Below are 12,391 nucleotides of genomic sequence, written 5' to 3' on the forward strand. Positions count from 1 at the left end.
CTGCCCGGCTTATTAGGTATATAGTCTGCTAATTATTGGCTAATTGAATGTTAAAGGACTCAGATATGTACCAATGGCTGTTATCTGTTCTCGTTGTGGCTTTATTGTCACTACCCGCCTGGGGACAGGAAAAATACTCACAAGAGAGTATTTATGACAAACCCCTGATGGAACGTTATGTCCTGGACGAACTCAAATCTCTGCGTAAAGACCAGCAAGATTTAGAACGCAAGCTCACTATCGAGATCACCGATCGTGAATTGAGTGTCGCCGATAAGTCGATGAACTATGCCAATGTCACCGTTACTTACTTTTTCTACCTGATCGCCGGTGCCGCCTCCCTATTTGCATTAGTTGGCTGGCAGTCTTTAAAAGAGATTAAAGAAAATACCAAGCAGATGGCTGATGAAAAGTTACGGGATATTGCTGATCAATATGAAAAGAAATTCCAGTTGCTTGAACGCGACCTGAAACGCAAAACCCGGATCATCGCCCAGAACAACAAAGAGATAGAGATCATCAATGAGGTCCATAATCTCTGGCTAAGAGCGCAAGGCTCACAGACCCCCGAACAGAAAATGGAAGTGTATGATGAAATCCTCAAAATCCGCCCCGGCGATCTCGAGGCCCTGACCCACAAAGCCGACGCCGCGATGGAGATCCGTGAGTTCCACTGGGCCCTGAGTCTGTGTAACCGGGTGCTGGAATTCGATACCACCAATGCCCATGCCTTGTATCAACGTGCTTGTGCCTATGCCTGCCTGGGAGCCGAAGAGCAGGCCATTTCCGATCTAGAACAGGCTATCCTTGGCAGTGCCTCGCTCAAAGAGCTGGCCAGGGAGGAGCAAGACTTCGATTCACTTGTGGGGAACGAGCGCTTTGAAAACTTGATTGCAGCGGTCGAATAACGAATCGCACCCAGAGAGGTGTAGCCGCCTAAATAAGTTCTTACCTAGCACTTTATCCTAAGCTGCTGTAAGCTAGCCGGCTTCCTGTCTCTGTGAGGCAGGTCAACTTTTGTTACTTTTGACTGAGACTATCTTATGAGTTTTGCCTCTCTGGGCTTATGTACCCCGATCCTTGAAGCTGTCGCTAATCAAGGCTATGAAACACCTTCGCCAATTCAAGCTCAAGCAATTCCTGCAGTGCTAGAAGGCAAGGATGTCATGGCGGCTGCGCAAACAGGAACAGGCAAAACTGCTGGTTTCACCCTGCCTATTCTAGAGCGCTTGTCGAAAGGCCCTAAAGTACGCCCAAACCAGGTGCGAGCGCTGATTCTTACCCCAACCCGTGAGCTTGCCGCCCAGGTTGGTGTCAACGTAGCAACTTATTCAAAGCGGCTACCGCTAAGCTCAGCCGTTGTGTTTGGTGGCGTAAAAATCAACCCGCAAATGATGCGCATGCGCCAAGGTGCCGATGTACTGGTAGCCACTCCAGGTCGCCTGCTGGATCTTTATAACCAAAAAGCCATTCGGTTCAACCAGCTTGAAGTACTGGTACTGGATGAAGCCGACCGTATGCTGGACATGGGCTTTATCCGCGATATTCGTAAGATTTTGGCTGTGTTGCCAAAAAATCGTCAGAACCTTCTGTTCTCTGCCACTTTCTCTGATGAAATTCGTCAACTGGCAAAAGGCCTAGTAAATGATCCGGTAGAGATTTCTGTTACCCCGCGAAACGCGACTGCACCCACGGTAAAACAGTGGATTCACCCGGTTGATAAAAAGAAAAAACCGGCGGTACTGGCCAAGCTGATCCAAGACAACAAATGGAAACAGGCGCTGGTATTTACCAAAACCAAGCACGGCGCTAACCGCCTGACAACTTTCCTTGATGAACGCAACATCAAGGCTGCAGCCATTCACGGAAACAAGAGCCAGGGCGCTCGTACCAAAGCCCTTGCCAATTTCAAAAGTGGTGAGGTTCGCATTCTGGTTGCTACAGACATCGCCGCTCGTGGTATCGATATCGACCAACTGCCACAGGTCGTTAACTTTGATCTGCCAAATATCGCAGAAGATTATGTTCACCGTATTGGCCGTACCGGCCGTGCAGGAGCAGAAGGCCAGGCTATCTCGCTGGTCTGTGGTGACGAATTCAAAGAATTAACGGCTATTGAGCGCTTAACACAGCAAATTTTGCCGCGTGAAGATGTGTTTGGCTTTATTCCGGTCAACAAACTGCCTGAATCTCTGCCGCTAAAACCACTAAAAGCGAAAAAACCAAAGAAGCCGAAAAAGCCAAAGGTTGAACACAAGGACGGTCAGCGTTCTGGCGAGAATGCAAGTGGTCACCGCACGACAACTAAAAAGCCCGGCGCAAATAAGCCTAGTGGCAACAAAAAGCCGCAGTCACGTCGTACCAATAGCGACAAGAATGACGGCAAACCCCAGGGCCGAAAGCCACAAAACAATAAATCAACAGGATCCGGCACTAGAAACAAAAAACCACGCACTTCTGCCTAAGTCTGTGATCTTATGTAAATAACCAGCCTGGCTAGCATTATATAATGCTAGCCTCCTTTCATTACTGGGCTACGAACATGTTTTCTGTCAGACGGCTACTGTTACCTCTATTTACCCTAATAAGTACCCCGCTTATGGCAACCACTTTTGATGAGCTAGCCAAGCTACCTGTTTCCGACATTCAAGTGATCGACTGTCGTTCCAGCAATCACTACAACGGATGGCCTGAAGCTTTACAAACCCGCGGTGGACACTTTCCCGGCGCGATCAACTTTGATTCCGACTGGCTAAGCACCTTGCGTCCGCCACATCTGCAGCAGCTGTTACAGAGCAAAGGCATTGAATTTACCAAGCCAACTTACCTTTACTGCGGCGCAGAGAAAGCGACTGTTCTTCGCAAGCAGCTGGACAGCATCGGCATCAATAATGTCTCGGTCATTTCTCAGGATATCGACACCTATTCCGGTGAGCTGAAGCGGCTACCAAGATTTCAACAGCTAGTTTCACCACAATGGCTAAAGCAGGTTATCAACGGTGATCACGCCCTGTATGCACCGGAAAAAGGGTTCAAAGTCGTTGAAGTTGCCTGGGGGCCACCAACCAAATACCTCGCATCTCATATCCCAGGTGCACTGTACCTCAATACCAACAAGATTGAGTCTGAACCTTGGTGGAACCGGGTTGATGATTCGAAGCTGGCCAAAACCATCAAGCAACTCGGCATCCGATTCGATACCACGGTCGTGTTATACGGCAGAGACAATACGGCGGCGGCCCGTGCCGCCAGTATCTTGATGTACGCGGGTGTCGATGACGTGCGTTTGCTTAATGGTGGTTGGAAGTCATGGGTCAACGCAGGCTATATCACAGAGCCACTTCTTAACAAAGCAAGCCAGCATGTTGATTTCGGCCGCCCTATCCCATCACGTCCTGAGCTGATCATTGATGTACCACAAGCCAAATCAATGCTAGACGATCCTGAGCATCAGTCACTAGTCAGCATTCGTAGCTGGGAAGAATATATCGGTAACACCAGCGGCTATAAATACATCAAGCCCAAAGGTCGTATTACCGGGTCAAAATGGGGGCATGCCGGTTCTGATGCCTACCACCTAGAAGACTTCCGCAATCCGGATGACACGATGATCAGTGCTGATATCATCGAAGCCTTCTGGAAGGATTGGGGAATTAACCAAGCGCAAAATGTTTCTTTCTATTGCGGCACCGGATGGCGTGCTTCCGAAACCTTCTTCTATGCCTACGTCATGGGCTGGGAAAATATCAGTGTCTTTGACGGCGGCTGGTTCGAGTGGAGTGGCGATGCTGCCAACCCGAGTTCAACGGGTGAGATCTCACCAAACGAAAGCTAATTAGGCACTTAGTCCCGCCAATACCAGAGCCATCTCTAGCCAAAAGAGGTGGCTCTTTTTTATGTTTTAGGGACCGAGCAGTTATCGTTATACCAATCGGGATAAGTAAGTGTTCAGATAGTTGCGCAGGAAAAATCACCTAAGACAAGGAAGAATTTGCAGTAACTAGTGGTTCTAATTACAAAAATTCTAACGCAGTAATAGGTAATTTTAACCAGCAAGAATGATCAAATACTTATGCTGATTGGTATTAATGGCTTAGATGTTTTGGCCTGCCCATATCACCAAGCGTATAATCACAAACCCCATCCGGAAAGGTTTGCTGTAATACGCTCACTTTGGCAGACAAATCCAAATCGCCATACAGGCCATTTTCAATGGCTATTTCGATAGGAATGGTATGACACTTAAAAATGCTTCCTTGCCAGGGAGCGCCTGCTTTTATTCGACTATTACTATAGATGGGAAAACGGTTAGTACAGGTACCATTTGCTTGGTGATTCCAATCACCATTAAAAACGCCTTTGCCTGAGGCAATGATGTTACCGTTTTCGGCAAAACAGGTGTCTTTAGCCATAATGGGCTTAGCCCTTTGTACTTTTTGTTGATAAGACAAATGATCGGGTAGCTGGTTTATGGTCATCAGCCATTTATCCATAACATCATAGGCTTTTTCAATTGGAGTATATTGCTTATCTGATATCCATATCACATGATTCTGAGCATGTTTTTGCGAGTCGAGGATCCGTAAGCGGCTGACAAAAGAGGCCGATGTATGGTGCATATTCAAATCGCCTTCAAGATAAGGGCGAATATCAATGATGGGTAAGGAAATACGGCCAATAAACACCTGACCATACTCATAGGCCTTGTTAATGGCTGCTAATGGAGCCGATTGTCGTTTCGCCGAGACAGTGTCGACTTTGGTAATATTATGATTTCCCCATAGCGATAACCAAATTGGCGGAATATTGGCACTAAGGCTGAGCATTCGTTCTGCCTTCATTTCTTTTAGAGGCTTCCATGAGCCTATTTTTCTATTTAAATCAATAAATTCATCAAACGTAATATGGTTGTTGAGCAACGCTTTCAGGCCATATTGAACCCCTACATTATCCCAGGTTGATAAGCCAAAACCGTGTTCATCCTGGCCAAATATATGCACCATATCCTGCCAATAATTCCAGTTGACTTGTTCAACAACAGAATCATGAAAGTAGGGTTTCAGAAAGCCTTGCTTAGGGTTGTTAAGGTAACTGCTTAAACCAAAATAGCCGTTGATACATTCATTATTACCTCGTGGAAATTCTGGTTTTTGCCAACGCAATAACTGATTTAACGGTTGCAGCCAACCGGCCTTTTGTTTCGCACCATTTATTGCCCGTAGACCTTCCACATATTGTCGATTTTGCCAATCTTGCCATCGGACTCTATCGCTAGCTAGAAAGCTGAAATAGTTGTTAAGTAAGTCACAATCTAAGGCATAAGTGGCGACGCTTACCATGTCTGGGTAAGAATACAAAGGCAGTAAACCGTCTAATATTCCCTGGCTATTTTGGCCGATAAGGTATTGCGATAGGCCACCGCCAGAGCCTCCGATCCCAACGGTATACAAAGGTTTACCGAATAAGCTTACAAATTGTACCTTTACCCGCCTGGCGGTATCTTCTGCCAGCAACATATTATATCCATAACTGGTTTTATTACCGCTGGAGGTAATTAAGGCGTAGCCTTTTTTCAATTGGGTAAGCTCTTTATTAATTAATCTGAACAGCTTAATTCGCCCTTGTCTGTAACCTATGCCTGAGCCTCCTTCAAAGCGATAAATCAAGCGTTTATTCCAGGCATTGGCACTGCTTTGATTGCCGATCTCAGTGGCATTAATAGGCATTAAAATGGTGTAGATATAACGGTTGATAGTGCCTTGTTCTACCCTAATTAATAAGTCATCTTTGTTTAGTGGCGATTGCTTGAGCTCAAGTTCAGTTTTGCTATGTAACTTGTTGTTTTTATCGACAACAACATAGGCGAGACGCGTTTTTAATAAACAATCCTTAGAATAACCAAGGTGTTTTTCGCCGTTAACCATGTCATAAACGGGAACCCCAAAACCTGCTTGATTATCTATTAAAGGCTGGCCTAAACCTGAGTCTAAAGTCATGCAATAAAAAGGGTATTGACTGGGGCCAGAATAAAGGGACTGCACAGGTCCAATGTTCCCCACCTTAATGGGAAATGGAAAAGTCTCTTCAGGCCGTTGGGTTTTGCTGATGTGCTGATTAATATTTAGCAGATAATTAGCTTCAGGTGTGGCAATGGCTTTTACTTGCCTTGCAATTAAGCTGTCCTGATTAATCATCTGACTGAAGATGATTAATAAGAGTAAGAAGCCAACCAACCCAACTATTTTTTTCATAGCCGCATTTGATCTTTATGACCCATATCTATGAGTTTAGCTTCACAACACCGGGATTGACTTAAATGTAGCGAAGTTTCTAGCCGGATTTTCATGGGTGGGCACCACTGGTAGCAATTGGCGCTATCAGTTAACTACTAATTTCAAGGTATTAGCGTGAATGTGTGATTATAAAGGGACATAACCACGTTAGATTTAATGCTCTAACTCGGGCATATTGGATGAATAAAAGTACCATAAATAGCACGACTTTTGTCTGAGCCATTGGCAGTTTGATATACGTTAAAGATACTCGTTGACAATAAATTTGATTCTGGGTCAATAAGTGTCATTGATGGTTCTAGACTGTCAACGACACTCAAGCTTTAGTTACATAGCAGAGCTCTGATAAATAGGAACCATCTCACCAAGATATATAAAGCTAGTAATGGCCTTCGGGTATTGGAAGCCCTTTAATTCAACGTAACAACTCAAGCAGTTGTTCCGGCCGACTAAACAGGTGTGTAGGAGAAGCCTGCTTCAGTTCCGCCTCTGAGCCATAACCCCACAGCACTCCGGCAGAGTCGAGCTTATTGCATTGCGCCGCTGTCAGATCAACGGCCCGATCACCAATCATGACTGCGCGCTGGCTAATCACCCCCTGTTGACGAAGCGCTTCAAGCTGTTGCCATTTTTCGATCCCGATATCCCCGCCGCTGACGAATTCAAATACGTCGAGCAATCCAAACATCGCCAGGATTTTTTCGGCAAAATCTGCCCGCTTCGAGGTACAAACACCAAGCTGGCAACGGCCTTTCGCCTTCAACTCCAACAATGTCTGCTTAATATCGGGGTAGAGGTGGTTTTCGGCATAACCAATTTCGGCATACCGCTCTCGATACTTGGCCACCAGCATTTCGACAAACAGCGGATCGCTGTTTCCAGTTAGCTGGATAAATGTTTGATCCAATGGCGGACCAATATAGGTTGCTATCTCAACATCACTCCGGGAAGTAAACCCATAGTGATGCAGCGCAAAGTTGAATGACTTTACAATACCTTCCTTGGGATCGCTGATCGTGCCGTCTAAATCAAAAATCAACCATTCATAGCTCACAAAAACCTCCTTGTCTTTTAACCTATCAAATCAGAGACCAAGTCTTACTTCTTAGGCTAACCGTTACTAAACGCGTTAGTCAGTGCTTGCTTTGAATCTTCAAATACCGCTGATAGAACGGCGCTATCAAGATGCTCGATTGCGCCCTCTTTGGCAGATTTTTCAAATTCTAGGCAGGATTTATGAAGCCTTGTGAGACCCATGGTCCCAGCAGCACCTTTCAGTGTATGGGCAAGGCTTGAGACTTGTTGCAAATTCCTATCATCAATAGCAACCAACAACTTATCAAGCGTCTCGGAGGAGGATTCAATAAACAGATTAATAAGCTTATTCACCTGCGCTTCACCCAGTACCTGCAGATCGCTGCCTAACACTTTGTCATCCAGTATTGGCCATACTTGTTCTTCCACCACTTCACTTTGCTCCTGCTCTGTATTCATTTCAGGGGGATCTTGATTCAGGCTCTCTTCTATTACGACGCGTTTATCACCCGATAGGATACTGCCTATCGTTTCTACCAACTGCTTCTCAACTAAAGGTTTTGGCAAGAACCCGGCAAAGCCTGACGCCAAATACACTTCAACCTCTTCACGGAAAACATGTGCCGAGAAAGCCACCATCGGTGTTGGCTCAAACCAGGCCTCCCTATGACGGGCTTCCTCAATCCGGCGCAGCCGATGGAGTAAAGTCACCCCATCAGTATCAGGCAAGTTAATATCTAATAAAGCAATATCAAACTCCTGCTCCGCATACGCCTGCTCAGCCTGCCTGCCATCTTCGGCAATCACAACACGGTGGCCGAGGCGATGCAGAAAGCCTTCGGCAACCAAACTGTTGACCGGATTATCCTCTACCAGCAAAATATGCGCAGATGACACGGCTTGTTGCTGACTATCAACAACATGGGATCGTTCTCCTGGTTGCAGCTGGAGGCTAAACCAGAAGCTGCTGCCAACATTCGGTATAGAATTCACGCCAATATTGCCGTCCATCGCCTCGATGATCCGCTTGCTGATTGCCAGACCTAGACCAGTTCCACCAACTGTCTGACGCCCTTCGAGCGACTGTTGAAAGGCATCAAACATGCTTTGCTGCTCATCTTCTGCAATACCAATCCCTGTATCTTCAACTTCGAACAATAGTTCATCGTTAAACATCGGGTCTAACCGTACATGAATACGAACCTGCCCCTCATCGGTAAACTTAATTGCATTGCTGACCAGGTTGACCAGCACCTGGCGGATCCGGGTCGCATCACCGATCCAGTAGTCATTCGTATCGGGTTCAATATAACTAGCTAGCTGAATACGCTTGGCCAGAGCACGGTTTTCAAGCATGCCATGCACATCTGAAACCAGCTCAGATAGCGAGAAGGCATTAAGGCGGATATCAAGATGCCCGGCTTCAATCTTCGAATAATCCAGCACGTCATTGAGGATATCCAGCAACGATTCACCACTGCGGTTGATCACTTCAAGGTATCTTGCCTGCTTATCGGTCAGGCCGGTATCAGCGAGCAAGGATGCGGTACCCAGCACCCCATTCATCGGGGTGCGAATTTCATGGCTCATCGTCGCCAGAAACGCGGACTTTGCCCGGTTGGCTTTTTCAGCTTCAGCACGGGCCTTGGCATGGTTGGTCACTTCCTCATTCAACTTGCTATTGGCTTTTTCCAGTTCGCAGGTTCGCTGGGCAACAAGGCGCTCAAGGCTGGTTTTATGCTCTTGTAGCTCCATACGAATCTTCGATTCCACCTGTGCAAGGCGATGACGTTCATAGGCCGTATCACGTGCAACCATGATCGCCCGCCCCATCTGTGCCAGTTCATCTTCTCCCTGGACAGATAACTGAACTTCCAAGTCACCGCGAGCCAGCGACATCAATGCGTGGCTATAGTCGTTGATCCGGCGGATCACCCGCGCGTAAACATAGCGCCACATGATCAGTACCAATGCAAACAACCCAAGGACAGAGATCCCAATTAGGCCGTTTCGTGCTACCGTCAGGGTTTCGTCGACTTTGGTAATTGCCTGCTGGGTTCCTTCATTTGCCGCCGTTATGATGTCACCTACGGTCTGATTCAGTTGCTGAAACAGTACCAAGTTCTGTTGCTCCATTCTTTCAACATCTTTTTTGGCATACAGCAGCTGCTCCTGAGTGCTAAACAACAGCCCACCACGATTCAAGATCCGAGTTTGTGCCAGCAACTGCACCGATCGGCTAGGATCTTCCACTGATTTAACCCGGTGATGCATCACTGAGACAGCGCTGGTAAAGCGATCCTTAATTTTTGATAATGACGCTATCGTGTCTACCCTATTGGAGTCATCGAGCATATTGATCACCTGCAAAGATAAGAAGCGCAGCTCAAACAAACGCTCGGTGAGATCCATATCTACCTCAACCAGGCTATCAAGTGCTTTAAAGATCGCAGCTCTATTACCGTCATCAACAAGATCATAAATACGGGAGACATTCGCCACCGCAATGGTATTGGCATTGGACACCTGAGACTGAGACAAGGAATCAATCTGTATCGTGGCGCTAGCCATTTCTTCAGTCAGTGTGTTCACTTTGGCCTGTAAGTCGATCTTACGTCCGACAAGCAACCCCAGCATGGCCAAGTTATCGACAATTCTCTTCACATCCCCGTCCAGCTGATCCACCAGCTTTGACTCGAAAGAATATTGTTCCAACTCGCGCAAGCTATGCTTCAATCCTTCAATATGAATTGTCAGTGCTTTTCCCTGACGTTCTCGCTCTTTCTCGTTGGTGGACTTGGCCAATACTTGTGCAGTAAAAATAATCCGGGTACTTAAGTCAGAAAGCTCACGGGCCTCAGCCAAAGCCGGAACTGCAGAGTTGATAACCGTTCGTTCGGTTTTAGCGACCAAAGAAAAACCAGCCACGCCGATAACCGCAGCAATTATCATCAGCCCGGCCATCATAGAGAAGGCAATCAGTAATTTCCGACCGATACCGCTAGGAGTGAATGTCATACAGAAGAACCACAATAGGAAAAATTAGGTTTAATCACACAAAATAAAGCATTACTATTTTGCCAGCGATGACGGTATAGATGCTATTAATCATGAATAAAATGCGGACTTTTTCTTTCTTATTACTCTTTTTTTCTTTTCATTCGGCAAACGGGGTGGAAATAATTGCCCATAAGCCACCTTTTGCCAACAATAAACAGTCACGCACTATCGATTACCAACCGCTACAGACGGCATCTAAGGCCTGGAAAATCTGTACTGTATACCCGCACCTGAAAGACTCCTATTGGCTTTCTGTCAATTACGGCATGGTCGAACATGCCAAACAATTAGGGGTTGAATTAAAGGTATTTGAGGCCGGCGGGTACCCAAACCTTGAAAAGCAGCAGTCCCAAATTATGGACTGCCAGCAATGGGGAGCCGATGCCATAATTCTCGGTACCGTCGATAGCACAGCCTATCAAGGGATGCTGTCTCGGCTGACGGGTGAGATCCCTGTTTTCGCCACGATCAACGATATCGACCTCTACGATCCCGATACCCGGAAAAATGTCACCGCCAAAGTCGGAGTAGATTGGTATGAGATGGGCCAGGCCGCAGGAGAATTTCTCGCCAAGCGCCACCCTCGAGGCAGTGGTATTGTCAATATTGCCTGGTTACCAGGGCCCGCCCAACGTGGCGGAACCAAACCTGTTTCCCAGGGATTCAGTGATGCTGTAAAAAACAGCGATATCAATATCGTTACCACCCTGTGGGCCGATAACAGCAAAGAATTGCAACGCAACCTGATCCAGCAATTGTTTGCCAGCGGGCAGCATTTCGATTACATCGTTGGCGGCGCTGTTGCCGCTGAAGTGGCGATCAGTGAATTGAGAGCCAATGGTAAATCGAACGATATCAGTATTGTCTCGACCTATCTCAGTCATGGCGTCTACCGTGGATTGCGCCGTGAGAAAATTTTGTTCGCCCCCACCGACAAAATGGCCCAACAGGCAATGCTGTCGATTGATCAAGCCGTCCGCCACCTTGAAAAAAAACCGATAGAACGCGACTTGTCGCCCAAGATTGAATGGCTGACCCCAACACACCTGCCAAGCAAGGTGATAAGCGACTCCCTATCGCCTGCTGAATTTCGGCCTGCCTTTAATGTCTTGAGCCACAAGGCGCAGCGCTAAACAAGATACATGGTCATGTGACATATTTTCTCAGCCATTTGGTGCCAAACCATGCCTGATAAGCGCATTATTGTTATCCACCTTGGATTTCAAGTATTTGCGTTGTACTTCTTTGGTAGGCTTTGATATTAATGTTAATAGTTTTTTTCAGTCGGTAATATTCTCACGATCTAAGTGGAGTCCTGAATGCACGTAACGACCCGCACAATGCAAGCCAACAAGCACATCGCACTTGTAGCACACGATAACTGTAAAACTCACCTTCTGCGTTGGGTAGCAGAGCATAAGGACAAGCTGCAAAACCATACCTTATACGCAACGGGTACAACCGGGCATATGCTCTCGCGCGAAACCGGCCTTCCGGTAAACTGTTTGCTCAGTGGCCCGATGGGTGGAGATCAGCAACTAGGCGCCCTAATCTCCGAAGGAAAGATCGATATGATGATTTTCTTCTGGGATCCACTCAATGCCGTGCCGCATGATCCGGATGTCAAAGCACTACTGCGAATTTCTGCGGTCTGGAACATCCCTGTTGCAACAAACCGTGCCAGTGCGAATTTCATGATTTCATCGCCAAAACTCACTGAAGAAGTTGAAATCGAGATCCCCGATTATAATGCCTACCTGTCTGAGCGTTTAGACTAACCCGGCGACGGTTTAACCCACCAAGATTCTAATCAAGCCTTCTCGGTCGAGAAGGCTTTTTGTTTTTCTTCTCATGAACCTTCTTTTGTACTGATAAAAGCACGGGTGAACAATCTCAGTTTCGGCCCCTACCGAGTTATAAACGAACTCTCGTACCACAAAGTTAATAAAAGGTTGGGAGTACTGTAGTAAATACCAAATATCTTTTATCTACTCTGTCCAATC

General features: G+C 46.7%; 8 protein-coding genes. 5 read left to right on the forward strand and 3 right to left on the reverse strand.

What is annotated here, in order from left to right; translation table 11 throughout:
* The first annotated feature begins 65 nt into the window (after positions 1-65).
* The 3 genes from AC51G0_RS12520 to AC51G0_RS12530 all read left to right on the forward strand — a co-directional run bounded on the left by AC51G0_RS12520 (position 66) and on the right by AC51G0_RS12530 (position 3,835).
* On the forward strand, positions 66-908 hold the full coding sequence (locus tag AC51G0_RS12520) for a TPR end-of-group domain-containing protein (protein ID WP_496298829.1): 843 nt from the start codon (positions 66-68) through the stop codon (positions 906-908).
* Between the two features lie 135 nt (positions 909-1,043).
* On the forward strand, positions 1,044-2,465 hold the full coding sequence (locus AC51G0_RS12525) for a DEAD/DEAH box helicase (protein WP_496298830.1): 1,422 nt from the start codon (positions 1,044-1,046) through the stop codon (positions 2,463-2,465).
* 77 nt (positions 2,466-2,542) lie between these two features.
* Positions 2,543-3,835: a rhodanese-like domain-containing protein gene (locus tag AC51G0_RS12530; RefSeq protein ID WP_496298832.1), complete on the forward strand. Its 1,293-nt coding sequence runs from the start codon at positions 2,543-2,545 to the stop codon at positions 3,833-3,835.
* Between the two features lie 250 nt (positions 3,836-4,085).
* On the opposite strand, the gene AC51G0_RS12535 is transcribed toward AC51G0_RS12530, so the two are convergent.
* From AC51G0_RS12535 to torS, 3 genes are all read right to left on the reverse strand, one after another.
* The gene (locus AC51G0_RS12535; protein ID WP_496298834.1) at positions 4,086-6,251 is read right to left on the reverse strand and encodes a DUF6351 family protein; all 2,166 of its coding nucleotides are present in this window, start codon (positions 6,249-6,251) and stop codon (positions 4,086-4,088) included.
* Positions 6,252-6,708: 457 nt separating this feature from the next.
* Complete coding sequence (locus AC51G0_RS12540; protein WP_496298836.1) at positions 6,709-7,347, reverse strand: HAD hydrolase-like protein; 639 nt, start codon at positions 7,345-7,347, stop codon at positions 6,709-6,711.
* Positions 7,348-7,403: 56 nt separating this feature from the next.
* Positions 7,404-10,346, reverse strand: a complete 2,943-nt coding sequence (gene torS, locus AC51G0_RS12545) for a TMAO reductase system sensor histidine kinase/response regulator TorS (protein ID WP_496298837.1) — start codon at positions 10,344-10,346, stop codon at positions 7,404-7,406.
* A 101-nt stretch (positions 10,347-10,447) separates the two neighbouring features.
* On the opposite strand from torS, the gene torT reads away from it, so the two are divergent.
* Together torT and AC51G0_RS12555 are read left to right on the forward strand one after the other, a co-directional pair.
* On the forward strand, positions 10,448-11,521 hold the full coding sequence (gene torT, locus AC51G0_RS12550; RefSeq protein ID WP_496301937.1) for a TMAO reductase system periplasmic protein TorT: 1,074 nt from the start codon (positions 10,448-10,450) through the stop codon (positions 11,519-11,521).
* 186 nt (positions 11,522-11,707) lie between these two features.
* Positions 11,708-12,166 (forward strand): methylglyoxal synthase, encoded by a 459-nt coding sequence (locus AC51G0_RS12555; protein WP_496298839.1) that lies wholly within the window; start codon positions 11,708-11,710, stop codon positions 12,164-12,166.
* Positions 12,167-12,391: the final 225 nt, after the last annotated feature.

It is taken from the genome of Photobacterium sp. HL06 (assembly GCF_059552575.1).

What these genes read in the sequence shown, in the direction of transcription:
- AC51G0_RS12520 (WP_496298829.1), top strand. Translation starts at nt 66, where the DNA reads ATGTACCAATGGCTGTTATCTGTTCTCGTTGTGGCTTTATTGTCACTA.
- AC51G0_RS12525 (WP_496298830.1), top strand. Translation starts at nt 1,044, where the DNA reads ATGAGTTTTGCCTCTCTGGGCTTATGTACCCCGATCCTTGAAGCTGTC.
- AC51G0_RS12530 (WP_496298832.1), top strand. Translation starts at nt 2,543, where the DNA reads ATGTTTTCTGTCAGACGGCTACTGTTACCTCTATTTACCCTAATAAGT.
- AC51G0_RS12535 (WP_496298834.1), bottom strand. Translation starts at nt 6,251, where the DNA reads ATGAAAAAAATAGTTGGGTTGGTTGGCTTCTTACTCTTATTAATCATC.
- torS (WP_496298837.1), bottom strand. Translation starts at nt 10,346, where the DNA reads ATGACATTCACTCCTAGCGGTATCGGTCGGAAATTACTGATTGCCTTC.
- torT (WP_496301937.1), top strand. Translation starts at nt 10,448, where the DNA reads ATGCGGACTTTTTCTTTCTTATTACTCTTTTTTTCTTTTCATTCGGCA.
- AC51G0_RS12555 (WP_496298839.1), top strand. Translation starts at nt 11,708, where the DNA reads ATGCACGTAACGACCCGCACAATGCAAGCCAACAAGCACATCGCACTT.